At 42.6% G+C, this 22,301-nt stretch carries 20 protein-coding genes; 12 read left to right on the top strand and 8 right to left on the bottom strand.

Going from position 1 to position 22,301, the window contains the following annotated elements:
- Nucleotides 1-65: 65 nt before the first annotated feature.
- From tatA to JMX97_RS04105, 3 genes are all read right to left on the bottom strand, one after another.
- Nucleotides 66-350 carry a Sec-independent protein translocase subunit TatA gene (tatA, locus tag JMX97_RS04115; protein ID WP_201555657.1) on the bottom strand — a complete coding sequence of 95 codons (285 nt, stop codon included), beginning with the start codon at nucleotides 348-350 and terminating at the stop codon, nucleotides 66-68.
- Nucleotides 351-576: 226 nt separating this feature from the next.
- The gene (gene hisIE / locus JMX97_RS04110) at nucleotides 577-1,449 is read right to left on the bottom strand and encodes a bifunctional phosphoribosyl-AMP cyclohydrolase/phosphoribosyl-ATP diphosphatase HisIE (RefSeq protein WP_201555656.1); all 873 of its coding nucleotides are present in this window, start codon (nucleotides 1,447-1,449) and stop codon (nucleotides 577-579) included.
- Between the two features lie 151 nt (nucleotides 1,450-1,600).
- Nucleotides 1,601-2,044, bottom strand: coding sequence for an acyl-CoA thioesterase (locus tag JMX97_RS04105; protein WP_201555651.1), 444 nt, complete (start codon nucleotides 2,042-2,044; stop codon nucleotides 1,601-1,603).
- A 346-nt stretch (nucleotides 2,045-2,390) separates the two neighbouring features.
- Between JMX97_RS04105 and rpmI the strand changes: the two genes are divergently transcribed.
- From rpmI to JMX97_RS04065, 8 genes are all read left to right on the top strand, one after another.
- A complete protein-coding gene (gene rpmI / locus JMX97_RS04100; RefSeq protein WP_201555649.1) occupies nucleotides 2,391-2,588 on the top strand; it encodes a 50S ribosomal protein L35 in 198 nt (65 codons plus the stop codon).
- A 112-nt stretch (nucleotides 2,589-2,700) separates the two neighbouring features.
- Nucleotides 2,701-3,057, top strand: coding sequence for a 50S ribosomal protein L20 (gene rplT / locus JMX97_RS04095; RefSeq protein WP_201555647.1), 357 nt, complete (start codon nucleotides 2,701-2,703; stop codon nucleotides 3,055-3,057).
- A gap of 336 nt (nucleotides 3,058-3,393) precedes the next feature.
- Nucleotides 3,394-4,449 (top strand): phenylalanine--tRNA ligase subunit alpha, encoded by a 1,056-nt coding sequence (gene pheS, locus JMX97_RS04090; RefSeq protein ID WP_201555645.1) that lies wholly within the window; start codon nucleotides 3,394-3,396, stop codon nucleotides 4,447-4,449.
- Between the two features lie 95 nt (nucleotides 4,450-4,544).
- Nucleotides 4,545-6,956, top strand: a complete 2,412-nt coding sequence (gene pheT, locus JMX97_RS04085; protein ID WP_201555643.1) for a phenylalanine--tRNA ligase subunit beta — start codon at nucleotides 4,545-4,547, stop codon at nucleotides 6,954-6,956.
- A gap of 239 nt (nucleotides 6,957-7,195) precedes the next feature.
- On the top strand, nucleotides 7,196-7,495 hold the full coding sequence (locus tag JMX97_RS04080) for an integration host factor subunit alpha (protein ID WP_201555641.1): 300 nt from the start codon (nucleotides 7,196-7,198) through the stop codon (nucleotides 7,493-7,495).
- 520 nt (nucleotides 7,496-8,015) lie between these two features.
- Nucleotides 8,016-8,684, top strand: coding sequence for a hypothetical protein (locus JMX97_RS04075; RefSeq protein ID WP_201555639.1), 669 nt, complete (start codon nucleotides 8,016-8,018; stop codon nucleotides 8,682-8,684).
- 74 nt (nucleotides 8,685-8,758) lie between these two features.
- Nucleotides 8,759-9,283 (top strand): BLUF domain-containing protein, encoded by a 525-nt coding sequence (locus JMX97_RS04070; RefSeq protein ID WP_201555637.1) that lies wholly within the window; start codon nucleotides 8,759-8,761, stop codon nucleotides 9,281-9,283.
- Nucleotides 9,284-9,336: 53 nt separating this feature from the next.
- The gene (locus JMX97_RS04065; RefSeq protein ID WP_201555635.1) at nucleotides 9,337-9,765 is read left to right on the top strand and encodes a BLUF domain-containing protein; all 429 of its coding nucleotides are present in this window, start codon (nucleotides 9,337-9,339) and stop codon (nucleotides 9,763-9,765) included.
- Between the two features lie 192 nt (nucleotides 9,766-9,957).
- On the opposite strand, the gene JMX97_RS04060 is transcribed toward JMX97_RS04065, so the two are convergent.
- Entirely contained in the window at nucleotides 9,958-10,296 is a 339-nt protein-coding gene (locus JMX97_RS04060; protein WP_201555633.1) for a hypothetical protein, read from the bottom strand.
- 511 nt (nucleotides 10,297-10,807) lie between these two features.
- On the opposite strand from JMX97_RS04060, the gene JMX97_RS04055 reads away from it, so the two are divergent.
- Entirely contained in the window at nucleotides 10,808-11,713 is a 906-nt protein-coding gene (locus JMX97_RS04055; protein ID WP_201555631.1) for a neutral zinc metallopeptidase, read from the top strand.
- A 183-nt stretch (nucleotides 11,714-11,896) separates the two neighbouring features.
- Here JMX97_RS04055 and JMX97_RS04050 read toward each other — a convergent pair whose 3' ends face one another.
- The 3 genes from JMX97_RS04050 to trxA all read right to left on the bottom strand — a co-directional run bounded on the left by JMX97_RS04050 (nucleotide 11,897) and on the right by trxA (nucleotide 14,542).
- Entirely contained in the window at nucleotides 11,897-12,136 is a 240-nt protein-coding gene (locus JMX97_RS04050) for a hypothetical protein (RefSeq protein WP_201555629.1), read from the bottom strand.
- Nucleotides 12,137-12,429: 293 nt separating this feature from the next.
- Complete coding sequence (gene rho / locus JMX97_RS04045; RefSeq protein WP_201555628.1) at nucleotides 12,430-13,698, bottom strand: transcription termination factor Rho; 1,269 nt, start codon at nucleotides 13,696-13,698, stop codon at nucleotides 12,430-12,432.
- A 517-nt stretch (nucleotides 13,699-14,215) separates the two neighbouring features.
- Nucleotides 14,216-14,542: a thioredoxin gene (trxA, locus tag JMX97_RS04040; RefSeq protein WP_201555626.1), complete on the bottom strand. Its 327-nt coding sequence runs from the start codon at nucleotides 14,540-14,542 to the stop codon at nucleotides 14,216-14,218.
- A 396-nt stretch (nucleotides 14,543-14,938) separates the two neighbouring features.
- On the opposite strand from trxA, the gene JMX97_RS04035 reads away from it, so the two are divergent.
- Both JMX97_RS04035 and JMX97_RS04030 read left to right on the top strand, forming a co-directional pair.
- The gene (locus JMX97_RS04035; RefSeq protein ID WP_201555624.1) at nucleotides 14,939-15,679 is read left to right on the top strand and encodes an RluA family pseudouridine synthase; all 741 of its coding nucleotides are present in this window, start codon (nucleotides 14,939-14,941) and stop codon (nucleotides 15,677-15,679) included.
- A 361-nt stretch (nucleotides 15,680-16,040) separates the two neighbouring features.
- Nucleotides 16,041-17,600, top strand: coding sequence for a flavin-containing monooxygenase (locus JMX97_RS04030; RefSeq protein ID WP_413786390.1), 1,560 nt, complete (start codon nucleotides 16,041-16,043; stop codon nucleotides 17,598-17,600).
- Nucleotides 17,601-17,629: 29 nt separating this feature from the next.
- Here the strand turns inward: JMX97_RS04030 and JMX97_RS04025 are convergent, their stop codons facing one another.
- Complete coding sequence (locus JMX97_RS04025) at nucleotides 17,630-18,568, bottom strand: D-2-hydroxyacid dehydrogenase (protein ID WP_201555621.1); 939 nt, start codon at nucleotides 18,566-18,568, stop codon at nucleotides 17,630-17,632.
- Between the two features lie 406 nt (nucleotides 18,569-18,974).
- On the opposite strand from JMX97_RS04025, the gene rapA reads away from it, so the two are divergent.
- The gene (gene rapA / locus JMX97_RS04020) at nucleotides 18,975-21,893 is read left to right on the top strand and encodes an RNA polymerase-associated protein RapA (RefSeq protein WP_201555620.1); all 2,919 of its coding nucleotides are present in this window, start codon (nucleotides 18,975-18,977) and stop codon (nucleotides 21,891-21,893) included.
- The last annotated feature ends 408 nt before the right edge of the window (nucleotides 21,894-22,301 follow it).

Below are 22,301 nucleotides of genomic sequence, written 5' to 3'. Positions count from 1 at the left end.
AACTTTCAAATATATTCATTAATATGCTATTTAATATCACTATCTACATCTATACGCTGCACGCGTTATACCTTGTGCTTATCGTCAGTAGGGGCAGGACTGATATCAATGTCGTCAATCTTAGAGTCTGTAGGGCTAGTTGTTGAGTGATCAGCGTTACCTGTGCGGGCTTCATGATCCAGAACACGATGTTGCTTGGCGTGTTCTGCATTGTCGTCTTTGACCGCTTCTTTGAAACCTTTCACTGCACCGCCCAAATCTTTACCCGCATTTTTAAGCTTGGCGGTGCCAAATACGATCACCACTACTACTAACAAAATCAACCAATGCGTAATGGAAAAACTGCCCATAATAGGTATCCTTATATCTTGGTGAGGCTAATTTCTATATTAGCACTTTAAGTTTATTAGCCGTATGATAACTGTCGAATGTTAAAGTTTGAAGTCTAACGAATATTAAGACAATTATAATTTTAAAGATGATAAGACTCATTATAACGTGCGCGGTCACTAAAAAGGTGAAAACAACACTAATCACACACGCTACAATTTCTTTGACCTAATAGACAGCTTAAGACTACCGAGCCGCCTTTTCATCAATGCCTGATAGACCAAAGCGCCGTCCCAGCTCATTTAGTACCGCATCTGATTCAATATCGAACCATGCCAATCCCACTAAAGTATGAAACCAGACATCTGCTATTTCATAGATCAGCTCATCGCGCGCAGCATCATACTGTGCTTTGTCTGTTTGCTCATGACTACTCGCAAGATCTTTGGCAGCAATGATACTTTCGGTGGCTTCTTCACCTACTTTTTCTAATATTTTATTAAGACCTTTCGCGTATAAGCTGGCGACATAAGAGCTGTCCGCATCAGCGTGTTTACGCTCAGCTAACACTCGATCAAGCTGTTGTAAAATAGGTGCATTGTCGATTTTAACAGTGCTATCAGCTTTAATATTGATATTATTATCATTATCATCAGTAAGGCTAACATCCTCAATTTTATGGTCAGAATCAGCAGGTTTATTCGAGCTATGGTTATCTAAACTATAAATGTCCGCAGGGTCTTTTAACACCTTATCTGCCGTTTGCCATTCAGGGGTTTGTCCTGACAAATCTAGGCGCTGATAAAAACAAGACTCACGCCCAGTATGACAAGCGATGCCACCCACTTGAGTGACACTAAGTACAATGACATCCGCATCACAGTCTAAACGAATATCATGCACTTGCTGGGTATGGCCGGAGGTTTCTCCTTTATGCCACAGTTTGGCGCGCGAACGCGAAAAATAAACCGCGGTCTGGGTTTGCGCCGTTAACTGTAGCGCTTCAGCATTCATCCATGCCATCATTAAAATACGTCCTGATTGATGATCTTGCGCAATCGCAGGTATCAGTCCATCAGTGTTGAAACTTATCGCAGTCAGCCAAGCAGGTAAAGTCATAATATCTCTGTCATTTTATGAGTTGTGAATGAATAATGTGGTTGCTAATAAGAGCATAGTAACAAAGCCTGTGACGTTAAAGTTTTATAGCATGGATTTCTATAAAATGGTTTTTATAATATTATTATCTATGACAAGCTTTAGGACACAATCAAGGCACAAGCGGATGAGGGTCTAATGCTGTTCTAATAGTGTTGTTAAAGGCCACCACTTTATTTAAGCGAAAGTCGTAATTAATAAAGCGCTGCCGCGCTTTTGCTACTAAAGAGCCATCATACATGCGGGTAATTTTGATCGCAATATCGCCGCTGTCATTAGACAATCGCTCAATGCCCACCTCAAAAAAGAGCTCTTCACGTGCCCGTACACGGCTATTAACGCTCAGCTGTAAATGATCAACGACTAAGCCTTGATAGTCAGCATTAATCTCTTTGACACCTCTAGAGTACAAAAACCGTTCCCGTGCTTCAGCCAATAACGCCGTTAGAGATTCAAGCCTCAAATACTGACCCGCATCGATTTCGGCATTACGCACGCGCATGACGGTCTCAAAGACAAACACCCCATCAACGAAGGTTAATTCCCTATCTGACAATATTATCTCCTACCTTGTTTATACCTAGCGATAATTTTATACCTAGCGATAATATTAATTATACCTTATCTGAGTTTTTATAAAAAAATAAATCTACAAACAGGGGTTGTGAAGTTAGATTAACGCGACATAGATGAAAAGTATTAATAATAAATAACACCATACCGGTTAAAACGGTTATTAAAATTTTGCTTGGCAAAATAGTGCTGTATCTGCTAAAATAGCGCCTCCCACCTCGAGGCAAATAGAGGGTTGGCTATTATTTAGTTAAAATAGATTAGATAAAACATGCCAGCAACACCTATTTGACGACCAGGTTCTAACAAAGATCAAGAGGCAATCACTCATGAAAGTGAAGATGAAAACTAAAAGCGGCGCAGCCAAACGCTTTAAAAGAACAGCGAACGGCTTTAAGCGCAAGCAAGCAAACAAGAGCCATATTTTGACCAAGAAGTCAGCTAAGCGTATTCGCCAGTTGCGCGGTCTTAAGATGGTGGACAAGTCTGACGAATCAGCAGTTCGTCGCATGTGCCCATACATCTAGTCGACTATCGTCACTTAAATTCAGTCATCTGAATTTTATTTGACTTTGCAATCTGACAACTTTGTTTGTCGCTGATTACTTAATATTAATTAAAAGTATCTTGGAGTAAATTATGGCCCGTGTAAAACGTGGTGTACAGGCGAATCGCCGTCACAAAAAAATCTTAAAGCGTGCAAAAGGCTACTACGGTGCCCGTTCACGTGTTTACCGTGTAGCGGTACAAGCAGTGACCAAAGCTGGTCAATATGCATATCGTGACCGTCGCAACAAAAAACGTACTTTCCGTCGTCTTTGGATTGCACGTATTAATGCTGGCGCGCGTTTAAACGGCTTAAGCTACAGCCGCTTTATCAACGGTATGAAACATGCCAACATTACTGTTGACCGTCGCGTACTTGCTGACATCGCTATGAATGATGCAGCAACTTTCAGCGTATTGGTCGAAAAAGCAAAAGCAGCTTTGGCGTAAATATTAAATTCGTTTAAATGCTTTATTAGATTAAAAATAATGAGTGTTTGAACATATGAGTTTACTATTAATTAATAATACGATATTAATAAAAGCTACCGCTGGTCGGTGGCTTTTTTTATATTACCTATTCTAATTACTGCTTAGTATTGTTGACTGGCATGGGTAATTAATTGCTCTTATAGCTGTTTAAAGCAGTTGTCTGAATCAGTCGTCTAAATATTCAAGCCATTGTTCTCATAGTCTTTATTCAAAAAATGACTGAGTAAATAGTTTGCAATATTTAGTCAAATCCTTACAATTAATAGTCTGTTTAAATCAGGAATGATGCGTCTTATGACTACCCCTGCTGCTACGGCCGATTTGTCGGCGCTACCCACCTTATCTACTGAAATTAATGAGCTAAATGAGGTTCAATTAATTGATTTTGCTAACGCTGCTGAGTCCTTAATTAACCAAGCTGCTGATGTGCCTGCACTGCAAAATTTACGTGTGCAACTTACGGGTAAGAAAAGCCCACTAACCGGTTGGTCAAAACAGTTAGGCAAGCTTGATAGCGGTGATAAAAAAACCTATGGTGGCTGGTTGCATCAAGTGCGTAGCCGTATCCAGCAGGCGCTTACCGAGCAGCAGCAGCAGCTAGAAGTTGCCGCTTTAAACGCCAAGCTTGAAGCCGAGAGTATTGACATTACTTTGCCAGCACGCGGTGGTCAAAAAGGCCATCTGCATCCAGTTACTATGATTACCCAGCGTATGCAGCAGTTCTTTGTGCAAGCAGGCTTTAATGTGGCGACTGGCCCTGAGGTCGAAAGCGATTATTATAACTTCGAGGCGCTAAACATTCCGTCGCATCATCCAGCACGTGCCATGCATGATACATTTTATTTTGATGCGCACTATCTATTACGTACTCACACCAGTCCGGTACAAATTCGTACGATGGAACAAACCGCGCCGCCGATTCGTATTATTTGTCCCGGACGCGTTTATCGCAATGACTCAGACCAAACTCATTCGCCGATGTTCCATCAGTTAGAAGGCTTAATGGTTACCGAGTCCAGCACCTTTGCTGAGCTTAAAGGCTTGATTAGCGAGTTTTTACAGGCGTTTTTTGCCAAAGAGCTGACCGTTCGTTTCCGTCCGTCATTTTTCCCGTTCACCGAACCTTCTGCTGAAGTCGATATTTTAGACGAAAACGGCAAATGGTTAGAGGTGATGGGCTGCGGTATGGTACATCCACAGGTATTGACCAACTGCGGTATTGATGCTGATAAATATACTGGCTTCGCCTTTGGTATGGGTATTGAGCGCTTCGCAATGCTATATTACGGTATCGATGATTTGCGTTTATTTTTCCAAAATGACGTGCGCTTCTTAAAGCAATTTGGCTAAATGATTCGAGCAACGAACCCACAGCAATAGGTAAATAACACGGCTGTAACGGCTATTTTATTGCATTTATTTTGACATTTTTATCCGAGATATTTATGAAAATTAGCGAACAATGGCTACGTCAATGGGCAAACCCTGCTAACACCAGTGAGCAGCTGGCCGAACAGCTCACTATGGCGGGACTTGAGATTGATGACCGCTATGCTGTCGCGCGTCCGTTTAGTGGCGTGATAGTCGGTGAAGTAATCAGTGTCGAACCGCATCCTGATGCCGATAAGCTACGTGTTACACAGGTGAATATTGGTAGCGATGAGCCGTTACAGATTGTCTGCGGCGCGCCTAATGTCCGAGTCGGTATGAAAGCGCCGGTTGCGACTGTTGGCGCGGTATTACCAAGCAATGACAGTAAAGGCTTCAAAATCACAGAAAGTGAGCTACGCGGTATCGCCTCAAATGGCATGTTATGCGGCGCTTCTGAAATTGATTTAGTCGATGCGCTAGATGGTTTGCTTGAGCTGCCTGATGATGCGCCTGTTGGCACTGATATCCGTGATTATCTAGGGCTAAACAATCAAATATTTGATATCTCTATCACGCCCAATCGCGGTGACTGCTTTAGCGTACGCGGTATTGCTCGCGAGATATCGGTTATTAATGATTTGCCGTTGCAAACACCAAACATTCCTGCTTCTGATGTAGCGGTTATTGATAATATCGCTGCTACGCCTGCGGTAACGGTAAGCGCAGTAGAAGCTTGTCCGCGCTATTTATTACAGTCTATTAATGATATTGATCGCAGTATTGATAGCCCAAAATGGCTGCAAGAAGTGCTAATTCAATCAGGGTTACGCAGCCATAACTTCTTAGTCGATGTGACCAACTATGTACTGATGGAGCTTGGTCAACCGCTACATGCTTTTGATGCTGATACTATCGTTGGTGACATTGTCGTTCGTCTAGCGCAGCCAAAAGAAACGATTGCCTTACTCAATGATCAAACCATTAGCCTAACTGGTGATGAATTAGTAATCGCTGATGACCAAGGTGTGTTGGCACTAGCCGGTATCATGGGTGGTCAACGCAGTAGTGTGACCGATAGCACCACTAATATTGTGTTAGAGAGCGCATTCTTTAGTCAATTAGCTATCGCTGGACGTGCACGTCGTTTTGGTCTACATACCGATGCCTCGCAACGCTTTGAGCGTGGGGTAGATTTTGAGTTACCGGCATTGGCACTGGCACGTGCTTGTGATTTGATTACTAGTATCACAGGCAGTCAAGCAGGGCAAATAGTCACTGCTGAGCATAGCAACCACTTGCCTGTACGTACGCCGATTACCTTACCGATTTCTAAAGTACGCGATGTCATCGGCATCGAGATTGATCCAGCAATGATGGTGCGCATTTTAACGCAATTAGGTTTTGTGGTAGAACATCAAGGCGCTGAACTAATTTGTACGCCGCCATCGTATCGTTTTGATATGAGTATCAAAGAAGATTTGATCGAAGAGATCGCCCGTATTTATGGCTACGACAATATTCCCAGCACCTTACCGCACTTGCAAGTCAGTATGGATTATGACGATACCGCAGATTTGACTCATGAGATGAAACTGGCTTTGGTTGATACTGGCTACATGGAAGCCATTAGTTTCAGTTTTAGTGATGCAAAATTAGAAGCTCTGATTGATGATGAGGCGCTCGGAGCCGTATTAGCGCTCGCCAATCCGATCTCTAGCGATTTGGCGGTCATGCGCCGTACCCTATTATCAAGCCTGCTGCCTTGTGTACAATATAATCTGAATCGTCAGCAGCCACGTGTGCGATTTTTTGAGACCGGTCTTAGCTTTGTTGGTCATAGCGTCAGCGAGTTGGTGCAAACGCCTAGTATTGCTTTGGTTGCGGTTGGTGATATTTGGGATGAACAAGCCTATCAAAATCGTGTAATAGATTTTTATGATCTTAAACACGACGTTGAGCAGTTACTACCCGTAAAGCTGGATGGCGCGCGTATTCGCTATGAGCGCAGCGAGCTGGACTTCTTACATCCTGGCCAAAGTGCGAAACTGTATATCGATGATCACTATATTGGCTGGCTTGGTCAATTGCATCCCAATACTGCCAAGCAGTTAGATTTACCAGCAACCTGGGTAGCACAATTAGCGTTAGCGCCATTATTGACGTTAGCTCGTGAGCAACATAGCATAACGACACCCAGTAAGTTTCCACAAGTGCGCCGTGATATTGCCATTTTTATAGATAGTGATATTAGCTTACAAACCCTACAGGCAACAATACGTGACGCTGCAGGAGCGCTATTGACGGATCTATGGTTGTTCGATGTCTATCAAGGTGAGCATGTGCCGACCGGTCAACGCTCATTAGCGTTTGCGCTAATATGGCAAGACAGCGCGCAAACCTTATCGGATGAGGCCGTAAAAGTTTCGACTGATAAGGTTATTCAAGCCTTAACTCAGCAGCACAACGCGCAGTTACGTGACAGTTAGCGCTAAGTTACACTATCAAGATATTATGAGTTGCTAGCCCTAGTTTAATCTAAAGATTTATAAATAGTAGGGCCGACCAACTTATATTCTTCGTAAATAAAGCTAACTGGTTATTAATAAAGGTTTTTATTGCAAGCTTTACCAAAAAGCCTCGCAAAAACCTTTATAATAGCTAGAATTAGTCAGCATACCGTTGAACAATAATACCCGACATCACGACATAGCATAGGAGTCGTACTGTGAGCACCTTAACCAAATCTGACATGATTGAGCATTTGATGAGTCACCTTGACTTAACTCGCCAAGAAGGGCGCTGTTTGGTTGAGAATTTTTTTGATGAATTATCAGAAAGTTTAATCGATGGAAAAGAGGTCAAGCTTTCAGGTTTTGGGAATTTTGAGCTTAAAGACAAAAGCAGTCGCCCAGGGCGTAATCCAAAAACAGGTGAGCCTGTTGCGGTCTCTGCGCGCCGTGTAGTAACCTTTAAAACGGGTCAAAAGTTTCGTCAACAAGTTGACGAGCGTTTATTCGATCTGTAATTGTTAGTGATGACAGTTAACAAGCTAGCGAGTTTTTGTCTATCAAAACGTTGCTAGCTCATCCGCATATGTACCCATGCAAGCGGTCAAAAAGCATCGAGAAAGGTCTAACCAACTTGATGCTTTTCTATAAGCATATTCAGACAGAACACTAATAAACAAAGTCGCTAATCGAACTAGTGGCAACCACGCTTTAAAAACCACATCGATACCCGAATCACTCCTAGCTCAAGTGAATAAATTATTCACGTCTTATTCTTACCGTTTGTTCTCTTATACTTACCATTCATTCCATTTTATTTAATATATCTTAATAGTAAAGCAAATTTTTTGCTATAATCAACCCAATTAAATAGATCGTCAAAACTGGAACATTAGTTTTTCGATTTATAATAAGTGCTTCCAAGAAACGCTTAAAAGATCAAGGTTGGGCTATTCTATTGCTCGAACCATAATATTTCATTCGAGTAGCACATCGTTACGGTAGTGCCTGCTCGAGTGTGTGAGTTGGGTTTAGAAAATGAATAATAGTGATATATTTCGAAAAAGTGATTTGGGCCGAGAAGAAATTAAAAATCAAGAAATGGGTGTGTTGCCGCGAGAAGCGAGAACCTTACTCATCTTGATTGATGGTAAAAAAACTTATCAACGTTACTTTGAGTCGCTTGATAAAAGCAAAATGTTCGTCGAGACTGGTGGCATAGTACCGCTTTTTGAGTTGCTCCAAGACCTTCAATACATAGAACTTGTAGAACAAGCACAATCTATTTCTCCAGAACAAAAAACCCCCATGCCTAAGCCGGTAGGCGCAGCGTTGTCTAACGAAGACCCTAAAGCGCCCTTGGTGCAACCTCCTCAACCATCTCCTTCTCAAAAGCTCCCGTCTCAATCAAGTAGTGAGGCTGAATTTGATAATACTTTTAATAGTCAAGAGCCAAATAAAACGACTTCTATAAGCAATTATTTCAAAGGCAAAGAACCCGATAGCGATTATGAAAAAGTAAAGTCGGACTTGGCGACCTACATAGAAAAAAATGCGCCTCCCCAAGACGCTTGGGGCTATTTGCTTAGTTTGGAGCAATGCAAAGATGACTCGCAATTATTGGCTCTAGTACAAAGAATTCAAAAATCCACTAGCGGTGGACTGTCGCGCGGCATGGATAAATTTTCTAAAACGCTTAAGCGTTAACTTGGACACTTTATGCAGTAGCCATCCATCTGGCTAGTAAGGTGTGACTAAAATTTAATTATTCGGAGTATTCTATGCAACCAGCCGAACTATCAGAAAACGATAATGGGAATATGCTACATGGCGAGCATATCATTCTGCGTTTAACTTATATTAGCCGTTATAACACCAACAACCCAAACGGTGAAGTGACGCGTATCCTTGCTCAAGCGCAAGAGAACAATGAGCACAATGGCATTACTGGGGCCTTGGTGTTTAACCATAACTATTTCCTCCAAAGTATCGAGGGCGCAAGACCTATCATCAATGAGTTGTTACGTAAACTAACTAAAGATGATCGGCACTTTGCATTGCAAGTGATTGAGTGTTGCGAGGTTGAACAGCGACGTTGGAATAAGTGGACAATGAAGTATTTAATTCCTAGTGATATGAATAAAGAGCAAGCGCTTAAGTTCTCTACAGGTACTGAGTTTAATCCTTATTTGATGAATACCGCTCAAATCATGATGTTGATTGAGACCCTATCAAAACTTCAAGAACAAGAAGAAGAGGAAGAGCGCACCTCTAAGGTGAAAAAGTCTTGGTTCTCATTCAGCTAATTAGATTTAATAGAATTTATCAGACTCAATAGCACCTATATAAGAGACAAGATATGGCACAGACAATTTCAGACGCCCACATTTTAGTGAGCATGACCTACGCTAGCCGCGCAAACCCAGATGTATCAGCTAAAGACTTCAACGAAATTCTACAGCAAGCCCAAGAGAACAATACCGCCAATGGGATTACCGGCATGCTGACTTTCAATAAAGATTATTTTTTACAAACTATCGAAGGTCCGAGAGCGCAGATTAACCGTTTGTTGTATGCTCTAATTGCGGATCAGCGGCATCATGATTTACAGCTCATTGAAACTCGCGAATTGAAGCATAGAGAGTGGTCTGAATGGTCGATGAATTATGCGTCTCCGACCAAAGAAAATGCAGCGATTTATCTTAAATATTCTACTACTATCAATTTTAATCCCTACTTACTCAGTGCTGAAGCAGCGCGTGGTTTGATGAGTGAACTTAGTAATTAACTAGGATAGTCTCTGTAATAGAGCGGTTATACTGGTGGAACGCTAATATCCTTATAAAGGAAATGGTTACTTATATTTAAAGTCGACGACCCAACTATATTAATAGTAGACACAAAAAAAGAGAGCCTAGGCTCTCTTTTTATATATAGTTTGTCATATTTATTGCATAAACAATAAAAATTACAGAACTGGCTATTCTTCAACAACAACTACTTCGTCAGCTGCGTCAACAGCTACAGGATCAACAACCACAACATCGTCAGTTAAAGGAGTTTCAGCATCCATGTCCATGTCAGTGGTCTCGATAGAAGCTTGAGCGTCAGCTACATCTGCTTCAGCTTCAGCAACAGCAGCTTCAGCATCAGCAGTAGCTACGTCTACATCAGCTTCGTTTAGCTCTTCAGAAGCGTCTTGCACTTCTTCTTGTGCATCAGCTAAATCATCAACAGCTTCTTCTTTGTTGTTATCACAAGCAGTTACGCCCATAGTTGCGGCCATAATACCAGCTAGTGCAAGTAATTTAAGTTTCATACGATATTCTCCGGAAAATGAAATGATTAATAGCCATGGAAAAGACTAGAATTTTCGAGATATTTCGAAAATCAACTAATCTTAGTTACAGCTACTCAGCTTTCACGCATTCTATACCTTTTCTTTTGAAATGAAAATAGGTTGTACAATTAAGTAACAATAAAGTAGTGAATAATATTAATTGATCCTGCTTTGATATAATTTTTACTACATTATTTAAAAGTAATTTGCGTATAATCAACGAATATATAGTGCTAAAACCTAATGATAGCAAGGTTTTGAAGGTATTGATAATTAAATGGTTAAACATGAAACAGGCGGTTGGATAACTAGCATATAGGTAGCAATAATTAGGTAACTTATAAATAAATTTTATAAAATCGTGAAGTGATGTGTTTATTTTTAACTGCTTGATACGCTATGAAAACACCGGCTAAGCGCCAACGAATTCCAGAAGTAAAAAGGGTAAGAAAAAAATAAGCAATGGCCTATATATTTGAGGAGAGTAATTATGAAATGGCAAGGTAGGCGAGGTAGCTCTAATGTTCGAACAAGCAGCGGTGGCGGTAAGATGATTGGTGGCGGTATTGGCGGCATTATCATCGCCGGTATATTATGGCTAGTATTTGGTGTTAATCCGATGACTGCGTTACAAACAGGGCAAGTTGTGGCAGGTGGCGGTACGAATGCATCGACTGAAGTTGCCAATGATGACAGCCGTGATACTAGGTTTGTTAAAGTGGTGCTCGCCGACACTGAAGCAGTTTGGCATCAAATATTTAATGAAGGCGGCAGTACTTATCAAGAGCCCTCATTAATCTTGTTCAATGGTCAAGTCAGTTCAGCCTGTGGTAGCGCTACAGCAGCTACTGGGCCATTTTATTGCCCAGGCGATCAGACTGTTTATTTAGATACGTCTTTTTTTGCAGAAATGCGTCAAAACCTTGGCATCACGGGTGATCAACAAGGCTCAGGCGATGCAGAAAATAGGGGAAAAGCAGGTGATTTTGCTCAAGCCTATGTCATTTCACACGAAGTAGGGCATCACGTACAGACACTATTAGGTATTACTCAACAGGTCAACGAAGCCAGCCGTCAAGTGACGCAGGCGCAGGCTAATAAATTATCAGTATTGCAGGAATTACAGGCGGACTGCTTTGCGGGGGTTTGGGCGAATAGAAATCAGCAGCGCACTCAGTCTATAGTAGAAGGAGGATTTTTAGAAGCGGGTGATGTGGATGAAGCAATTAATGCTGCTGGGCAGATTGGTGACGATCGACTGGCACGCGCTAGTGGTCGCGCTGTAACGCCAGATAGCTTTACTCATGGAACCAGCCAAGAGCGTGTTAGTTGGTTCACTCGCGGTATTGAAAGTGGTAGCGTACAGTCGTGTGATACCTTTAGTGGGGCGTTATAGTTTAGCAATGCACTATAATTAGTTAAGCTCTATAATCAGTGATGTGCGACGTTAACCTTAAAGTTATAAGTACAACGCATTAAAAAAGCCTGCAATATTGATTGCAGGCTTTTTCGTGTTTTAAATAATTATATTTGAATAGCTCTAATCTAAATATAAGTTATCTAGAGATTAGACAGCCATTTAATTATTATCAATGATATAACCGCCTGCACCGCCTACTGCAGCACCCGCTAATGCGCCACGAGCGATGTCTTTGCTATCACCTTTACTTCTAATAAGTGCGCCAGCAGCGGCACCAGCAGCAGCACCTTTAGCAGTATTGCTTACGTTGCCGCCGTATCCACCCATAGAGTTACAGCCAGATAGAATAAGCGCTGAGCTTGTAATGGCAGTCATTGCGATGGTTTTAGCAAATTTCATAGTATCACCTATTAAGTCGTCAAATTTAGAATACGTTGTTGGTTAATAAAGTATATTTATACTGTGTTTTATACTAACCTCTTAACTCAAGCTTAGTCGTAGTAGAATCGCTAAGCTTTGCAAATACTCTGTAAGTGATGTTTCCACAATATATCATTGGTAGGGGTTTAGCTTGTAGTTATTGTATTCGAATCGATAATACGCTAACTGTTTTTTAGGTTTTACGTAAAGCTAAAGCAAAAAAAGACCGCATAGAAGCGGTCTTTTTGTTCAGTCGTATAAACGAGCTTGATTTAGTTTTGTGATTTGCGTTTCATTTGCTCAAAGAACTCATCATTCGTTTTAGCTTCTCTGAGTCGATCAAGTAAGAACTCGGTCGCTTGTACACCATCCATCGGCTGCAGTAGTTTGCGCAAAATCCAAACCTTCCGTAACTTATCTTCATCAAGCAAACGCTCTTCGCGGCGTGTACCTGATTTTTTGATATTGATTGCGGGGAAGACTCGTTTTTCAGCCAAATCACGCTCAAGAGTAATCTCTTGGTTGCCCGTACCTTTGAATTCTTCAAAGATAACGCTGTCCATTTTACTGCCAGTATCAATAAGAGCACTGGCAATAATGGTTAAGCTGCCACCTTCCTCGACGTTACGTGCAGCACCAAAGAAACGCTTCGGACGTTCAAGGGCATTAGAGTCAAGGCCACCGGTCAATACTTTACCTGATGAAGGAATGACCGTATTATAAGCGCGGGCAAGACGAGTAATAGAATCCAGCAAGATAACCACATCTTGTTTGTGTTCAACCAGACGTTTGGCTTTTTCGATAACCATTTCGGCCACTTGTACATGACGTTGCGGTGGTTCATCAAAGGTTGAGGCAACCACTTCACCACGGACCGTACGTACCATTTCGGTGACTTCTTCTGGACGCTCATCGATCAGTAAAACAATCAGATAACATTCAGGATTGTTACGAGTAATGGACTGGGCGATAGTCTGTAGCAGCATCGTCTTACCGGCTTTTGGCGGCGCGACAATAATAGAACGCTGACCTTTACCAATAGGAGCAATTAGGTCAATAATTCGACCCGTCAAATCCTCAGTAGTACCGTTACCAAGCTCCAGTTTAAGCTGCTCAGTAGGAAATAACGGGGTTAAATTCTCAAAGATAAGCTTATGACGTGAGCGGTCTGGCGTATCGAAGTTGATTTCGCCAACCTTTAGTAGAGCAAAATAACGCTCAGAGTCTTTTGGCGGACGAATAGTGCCAGCGATACTGTCGCCTGTCTTGAGGCTAAAGCGGCGAATTTGGCTTGGGCTGACATAAATGTCGTCAGGACCTGCCAAATATGAGCCTTCAGATGAGCGCAAAAAGCCAAAACCATCTGGTAGGACTTCAAGGACGCCATCACCATAGATGGCTTCACCGTTACGGGCATGGGTTTTTAGGATAGCAAAAATAATATCTTGCTTACGGCTACGCGCCATATTATCAAGACCCATTTCTTTTGCGATAGCCAACAGCTCGGCGATTGATTTTTTCTTTAATTCAGTTAAATTCATAGATAGGTCGTTAGCAATTTATCGAGTGAGAACTGCCATTTGCAGCAAAGCCCACGATATTGATTAAAATAACGCTAGTGTAGCGATAGGGTGCGGGCACAGAGTTGAGCGTTATATCACATTGATTTTTATATATCAGATCATTATCAGCTGCTTATATTTGAAGCAGGATAACAAAAAGTGAAAATAAAGAAGATGACATAAGAGTCACAGAAAAGAACTCAGTATCAGTAATTGCGTTTGGTGATTTTGTTTAATAACTGTGTTCAGTAATAGCAATTGTGTTTTGTGTTGATAAACACGAGGAGAATAGCGATAAGATGCTTAGGAAAACAGTTATGTTTATCTAGTCAGCAGACTATACGGTCTTCCCAATAGCGTTGTCAATAATTTTTGCTAAAAAAGTCACCTAATTGGTCTTTTTGATTAAAAAAGCAGCAAAAAAGCCACTATCTTGCCTAGATAATGGCTTTTCTGGTTATTCTATAAAGGAGCTAATGAGCCCAATACTCGATACTTACAAATGCTTATCAAGTACTTTAGCCAGCTCAGCTTTTGGTTGTAAGCCCATTACTGAATCTACTTTTTCGCCATCTTTAAAGACGAATAAGGTTGGGATGTTACGAATACCAAAACGGCTTGCCGCTTGTGGGTTGTTATCGACATCGACTTTGACGATTTTAACTTTGCCTTGGTAGTCCACTGCCAAATCTTCTAGAATAGGAGCGATAGACTTACAAGGACCACACCACGTTGCCCAAAAATCTACCAATACAGGCACATCAGATTGCAGCACATCTTGGTCAAAGTTGGCATCGGTGGTATTAACAATAAGGTCTGACATAGTTTTCTCTCTTGTTTTATCATGTTTGTTGCCACTAATTAGCACGCAAGTTAGTTAATAATTAAACTTTTAATACGCTAACAGCGGATTACTCAGTGGCTAAAAGAACGGCTAAAGAAGGGTTAAGGAGCGGTGAAAATGTGCCATTATATTAACATGTTTGCTAAGCCTTAGCAGATAGAAGGCGGTTAAATTGTTTAACAATTACTATTAGTACAATAAATCGAAACACAACGAAACAGGTTATGTTGTATCTGTAACTTAGGTAGATTTTGGTCACTTTTAGCTGGAATCTAACGGTCATTTTAGCCCTCGTTATCGTTATCATATTCAAAGTCACATTCAAAATCACATTCAAAATTATATTCAAACCAACTAACATAAGTAGTTATTTTTATGCCTTTTCCTGATGAACATATAGCCGCTCTTAATGTACAAGAAACCACCTATCCGCCTGAATTTTTTCAAACATTTGCGAAAGAAGTCACCGTCTATGAAGATGATGATATTTGGGTAGTCGATAAACCGGCAGGGTTATTGAGTGTCGATGGTAAAATATTAAAGGTGAGTTTGCTATCACGGCTTGAGCGGGCAAATCCAGCCGTGAAATTAATTCATCGCCTCGATATGGACACCTCAGGGCTATTGATTTTTGCCAAAAATGCAGCAGCGCAAACCAATATTAGTAAGCAGTTTATTGAGCGCTTACCACAGAAAAAATACCAAGCGCGGGTATTTGGAGAGTGGGAGAGTGTTGGCGCGACTGGCAAGATATCAGCGCCAGTACGCTATGAGCCGACCACTAAGCCACGTCATATCGTGGACCCTGATTGGCATAAACATGCTCTGACATTATATGAAATTCTGGCGCATGAACGTTGTCATGGAGAAGACAGTCAAGATGGACAAGAAGAGCAGATGGTCACGCGGGTAGCACTTAAGCCCGTCACTGGCCGTAGCCATCAGCTGCGGGTACATATGGTGCACTGCGGTCACGTCATCATTGGCGATTCCATTTATGCAGAAGGTCAGGCATTAAATATTGCTCCTCGACTGAATTTGCACGCCCAGCAGCTGCGTCTCAAACATCCCGTGCTGGGTGCGTGGATGGATTGGGAAAGCCCAGTCCCTTTTTAGCCAACGTCTATTTAGATAGCTCAGTTAAAAAAGTAAGTCTCCTTTTGAGGAAATAAGCTACAACAGTAAGTGGGCATATAGTCAATCTAAAAGGATATGAATACAAGGAAACCGAGTGCAGACTATACAAGTAGTACAGCGAACAAGGTTGACGATGTAGTCGTTCTTTTTGGGCAGACTATACTGCCAAAACCCTTTATAGTTGTATAAGTTAAGGGCTGTATATATTAGGGACAATTAAGCATTACAAAAGGACAAGGCTATGGTCGACAACACATCATCTCAGACGCGCAAGAACACCCAAAAGCGGGCGAATAAAAGCATTAAAGGTTTATTCAAACGCGCAAAGCCACAATCCAGTATACCAGCCGATTATGAGGTGCTCATCATTGGGGCAGGTATAGCCGGTATCGGTATGGCTTGCTACTTGCAACAGCAGAAGACTCAATTTTTTGGTCATAAAACCCCTGCTAAGCAAAAGCGCACTATCAAGAAAAAGCAGAAAGATCAGCCGTCGGCGCAGCGATTCGTAGTATTAGAAAAACGTGAGGATCTAGGCGGTACATGGGATCTGTTTGATTACCCCGGTATTCGCTCTGATTCTGATGCGTTGACTTTCGGCTATAGCTTTCGCCCATGGGTGAGTCATAGAATGCTGGCAAGCGGTGGTGATATCAAAAGCTATATTGCCGATACCGCGCGTGAATTCAAGGTCGTAGAACATATTCGCTATCGGCATGAAGTTCAGCAATTATCGTGGTCAAGTAGCCATCAGCAATGGACGGCAATGGTCAAGGATCACGGCAGTGGTGAAGTATTTACTTTGACGGCAAACTTTGTAGTTGGCGCAACGGGCTACTATGATTACAAAGCTGGGTATCGTCCCCATTTTGAAGGGGAAGAGGATTTTAAAGGTCATCTCGTTCATCCACAGCATTGGCAAAACGTGGATTATAATGACAAAAAAGTAGTGATCATAGGTAGTGGGGCAACGGCGATGACGCTAATGCCAGCGCTAGTAGATGAAACGAGTGACCAAAGCGCCCGCCATGTCACTATGTTGCAACGTTCGCCAACTTATGTGGCAAGCGTACCGGGCGACGATTATGCGCTTGACTGGCTATCCGCTAAGTACTCCCCTTTATCCAAACAGCAGGCCTATACGTTGCTACGAGTACGTAATGTGCTACGCCAACAAGGCGTCTATCAAATGGCCATTCATGCCCCTAGTGTTATGAAAGGACTACTAAAGCACTGGGCCAAACAAGAGCTTAAAGGTAGTGGGGTCAAAATCGATCACTTTTTACCAGATTACAATCCATGGGATGAGCGCTTGTGCGCTGTACCTGATAGTGACTTGTTTTTAGCTTTGCATGGGGAGCGTGCAGAGGTGGTCACTGATCATATCAGCCACTTTACTAAGACCGGTGTAATGTTGAAGTCAGGCAAACACCTCGATGCTGATATCATCGTGACGGCAACGGGGCTTAAGCTCCAGATGCTTGGGGGCGCAAAAGTATATGTCGATGGTGAAGTGGTTGATGTGGGCTCGCGCATGACTTATAAAGCAGTAATGATTGAGGGACTGCCCAACATGGCGGTCATGTTTGGCTATACCAATGCATCGTGGACCCTAAAAGTTGATTTGGCCTGTTACTACTTGATTAGACTATTGGGCTATATGAAAAAGCATCGTTATCATACTGTTTTGCCACAAGCAGAGATTGAGAACGAAAAAGCTCAAGCTCAAGCGGATACGATCATGGGATCACTATCAGCTGGTTATATACGTCGGGCCAAAGATGAGTTGCCTAAACAAGGGGACCGCTACCCTTGGAAGGTCACTAGTAACTATTTAAGCGATCGCATTATGCTCAAACATCGCCAAATAAAAGACAAATGGCTACGTTTTAGTCGTTAGAGCAGGAAGTATCAGTATTGATAAAGACTTTATACACAGTCATCAATAAAACCAGCAACTTGTTTACTAAGGATTTTCCATAAGGTTTCTTGTGCGCTTCTACTGCCCCAGGCGTTATGCGGACTAAATATCACGCGCGGATGATCTCCAAGAGTCAATAGGGGGTCATCGGCAGCGATTGGCTCTTGCTCAAATACATCACTGCCATAACCAAGAATCTGCTCACTATGAATGGCATCAGTAAGCGCTTGGCTGTCCACAATACCACCGCGTGCCACATTAACAAGTAGCGGCTGTTTAGCCATTTTGGCTAGCGTGTCTTTATTAATAAGATACTTGGTATCCTCGTTCAATGGACAATGTAGGCTAATCACGTCAGCAGAGGCAAGCACCTCATCAAAGGCCGTATAGTCCTCATTACGTGGCGCGCGCCCTTGATGTTCCGCCCATAGTACGGTCATGCCAAAAGCTTGTGCAATTTCGGTGACCCGCTTACCGATAGTGCCGACTCCGATGATACCCAGCGTTTTACCTTCTAAATCTACCAGTGGAATATCAAGCAGACAAAAATTACCATTAGCTGCCCACGTACCATCGGTTACTTTATTATGATAATAAAGTCCTGCGCGCATAGCGTTAAGCATCAACATAAAAGTGTGCTCAGGAACGCTTTTGACTGCGTATCCAGCGACGTTGTACAAGGTGATATTGTGTTCAGCACAAGCGTCTTGATCGACATTATTCATGCCGGTAGCAGTCAATTGAATGAGCTTAAGCTTGGGTAGCTTGGCAATCACTTCGGCAGTAATTTGGACTTTATTAGTAATAATAATTTCAGCATTTTGACAACGCTCAATGATGAGCTCTTGCGACGTATCGTCATAAAGAATATAGTCACTAACCCCAGTCGGTGCGGGCAGGTTTACGCCATCAGAAAAAGTGCCTTTATCTAAAAATACTGCTTGCATGCGTGCTCCTTATTTATAGGTTGTCTCTAATACTAATTTTATTTTTGATATGAACTTTAGTTGCAGTCGGCTTAATGTAGCACGTTGGCTGAGTTAGTCAAAAGATGGTTATTCGAAAATGGCCAGTAAAAAAGTAGTTATTCAACTGCTTTGTATGACGATCCCATACTTATCATTAGTATGCTTTTGAATGAATCATCCCTTGAAAAGTCAACTTAACGCACGCATCTAGCCGCTAACGCTATATAATAGTTCAGCTTAGTTGCTGCCCAAGTCATTTATTGATTTGGTTAACGTGCTGACATTGCTGCACTAGGCGCCTACCGCCAGCTTAGCGGCTGTTATTGGCTACTATATATTAGTTATCTATTTTTCTTATCATTTGAGTACAAAAAGACATCGCCCTATGACTATCTCTATCGCTTCATTGCACAGTACTGAATTCGCCGTTGGTCAACGCTATTTATCTGATACTGAGTCCGAACTGGGCTTAGGTGTGGTCGTCGATGTAGACGACCGATGTGTGCATATTTTATTCCCGCAAAGTGAAGAGACGCGCGTCTATGCAAAAAACTCCGCGCCTTTATCACGTGTGGTTTTCAAAGTTGGTGATAGCATTAGTGACCAACAAGGTAATAGCTACACGGTCACTGCAGTCGATGAGGTCATGGGGGTACTCAAATACAGTGTCGAAGACAACGAAAAAGGGGCTGTTCCCAAAGGAGCTACTAGTAAAGGGATAATGGAAACTCGCCTTGCCGCGAATATTACCTTGGCAAAACCACTTGAGCGCCTATTAGCAGGGCGTATTGAGCGTGGAGATTGGTATGAGTTGCGCCAAGATATTCTACGGATGCAATCAGCGCTGGCCGGCCATCCGCTAAAAGGGATGATGGGTGCGCGCGTCGATATTATTGAGCATCAGCTTTATATCGCTCATGAAGTCGGCAAACGTATTGCGCCGCGTGTTCTTCTCGCTGATGAGGTTGGGTTGGGAAAAACCATTGAAGCAGGACTGATTATTCATCAGCAACTGTTAACGGGTAAGGCTGAGCGAGTTCTAATTCTAGTTCCTGATAGTCTGCAATACCAGTGGATGATTGAGCTGCGTCGGCGCTTTAATTTGAACTTTGCTCTGTTTGATTTAGTACGTACTGCGGCTATTAAAGAGCATGACCCTGAACAAAACGTATTTTCAACCGAGCAGTGTATTATTGCTGGTATGGATCTATTGCTCGATCATCCTGATTTGTATGATCAAGCGATGGAAGCTGGCTTTGATTTGTTAGTAGTTGACGAAGCGCATCACCTGCATTGGGATGAGGCGCAAGGCGGCAATGATAAATATGATCTGATTGCTGATTTTGCTGAAGAAACTCCAGGCGTAATGCTGCTAACGGCAACCCCTGAGCAGCTTGGCGTGCAAAGCCACTTTGCGCGTTTGCGTTTGCTCGATTCTGACCGTTTTGATGACTTAGATGAGTTTATTGTGGGTCAAGAAGCTTTTGCTGAAACCGCAGCGGTTGCGGGTATGTTAATAGAAGATGAACCTCTAAGTCTCGCGCAAATCTCCGCTTTGACCAGTCTATTAGATGTTAGCCAAGATGAATTGGCTACTATTAATGAGGATGATAAGCTGCGGACTTATGCGCTCAACGAGCTCTTAGATCGGCACGGTACTGGGCGAATTCTGTTCCGCAATACTCGTGAAAGCGTTAAAGGATTTTATGGGCGTAGCAGTCAACCGCATCCATTGCCACTACCGGATGTATGGATAGACAGCTACCAGACCACAGGTAAGTTACGGGAACAGCTATGGGGTGAAGAGAATCAACCCGATGGCGGCTGGCTAGAAGATGATCCGCGCGTACCTTGGCTTATTGATATCTTAAAAGGTGAGCTTAAACATCAGAAAGTGCTATTAATCGCGCGTAGCGGCGCAACGGTTGAAAGCTTGGAAGCGGTATTGCGATTGCATGCTGGGATTAAGACCGCCATTTTTACGGAGCAAATGACCTTACTTGAGCGTGACCAAGCGGCGGCATTTTTTGGTGATAGCGAAGGCGCGCAGATATTATTGTGCTCAGAGATTGGTTCAGAAGGCCGTAACTTCCAGTTTGCCAGCCAGCTGATATTATGGGATTTGCCTGCCAATCCCGATACTTTAGAGCAGCGTATTGGACGCCTAGATCGTATCGGACAAACGCAGCAAATCACCTTGCACGTGCCTTATGTCCAAGGTACGGCGCAAGAGCGTCTCTACCATTGGTATAACAGCGCGCTGAATATGTTTAACCAGATTTCACCGACTGCTCAAAGTGTGCAAGAGCAATATATCCAAACGCTTAAGCCCTTGCTTGAAGGTGCGGATACTGCTGATAATCGTACTATTTTACAGGAAGTTATCGCCGATGCATTGCAAACCCGATTGGGACTTGAGGCGCAACTGCAAGCCGGTCGCGATCGTCTGCTAGAGTATAACTCGTGCCGTCCACGGGTTGCTGGGCGCATTGCTGATGCCATGCGTGACTTTGATAGCCACAATGTATTGCCGCAGTTCGTTGAACGTTTCTTAGCGTCAGCAAATATTGACCACAGCGTCCAGCGTGATGGTTCATGGGTGATTGCGCCGCTAGACAGTACTGAGATTAGTGATTATATCGATGGCTTGCCACTGGGTGACGACGACGGCTTGACCTTAACCTTTGACCGTGATCAAGCGCTCCAGCATGAAGATATTGAGTTCATTACTCATGAACATCCTCTGATGCGCGCTATATATGAGCTTGCCAGCACTAGCACCTTTGGTAATACTACGGTGGGTATGCTAAAGAGTGCTGCCATGCCGCAAGGAACGGTCATGCTGGAGGTTAACTTCCGCGTTGAAGCCATTGCGCCGAAAATACTAAATCTACCTGCGACCTTATCGACACAAAATATTCGTGTCTTTATCAGTGAGCAAGGTAGTGATTTATCAGAGCGCATCAGTAGCGATATGATCATGCCGCACATAGATCGCTTAGATAATAACCGTGCACGGCAAGTAATTAAAGTGCGTGGCGATATCATTGAGCAACGCTATTATGAAGCCGAAGATATTGCCCGTACGCAATTGGCTGATATGGGTGAGCAAGCCAGCAATCGCTTTAGTCAGCAGTGGTCACGTGAAATCAAACGTCTAAAACACCTGCAAACCATTAATCCTAATGTGCGTCCCGCAGAAATTGAGCGCTTAGAGCAGCTGAAAGCGCAAGGTGAGCAAGCGTTAGCCAGTTTATCCCTAGTACCTGATTCTATTCGGGTGCTAGTATCAGTGAAGCCATAAAGCTTACATTTTTTGATTTGTAACACTGTATCGGTACTATATTGGTGCTATAAGCGCTGAATCTGCATAAACAGAAACTTTGTATGATAAAAGCGAGGTGCTAAGTAGTATCTCGTTTTTTCGTTATTAACAGCGGCAACGTTACTTTATTCTAGTCTGAACAGTCAGCTTAATACGAGATGGCTGACAGCCCGCAACTGGTCAAAGACATAAATATTGGGTAAGATGTTTGCCTTTTCATTTATAATTAATACTTAGCAATCCTATTGTTCATCCTAAAATACATTTTGAACGTTATTGTTGGTGATTTCATGTTATTTTAAAGTCAAATCCCAAGCTACTTTGAGCCGTATGGCATTGATATCGTCAGACCGCAGGGGTTATTGATAAAAATAAGGAAACGTATTG

Source organism: Psychrobacter sp. 72-O-c, assembly GCF_904846605.1.
GTDB lineage: Bacteria > Pseudomonadota > Gammaproteobacteria > Pseudomonadales > Moraxellaceae > Psychrobacter.
The sequence above is the reverse complement of the archived record's forward strand: the minus strand, read 5'-3'. Positions and strand labels throughout refer to the sequence as shown.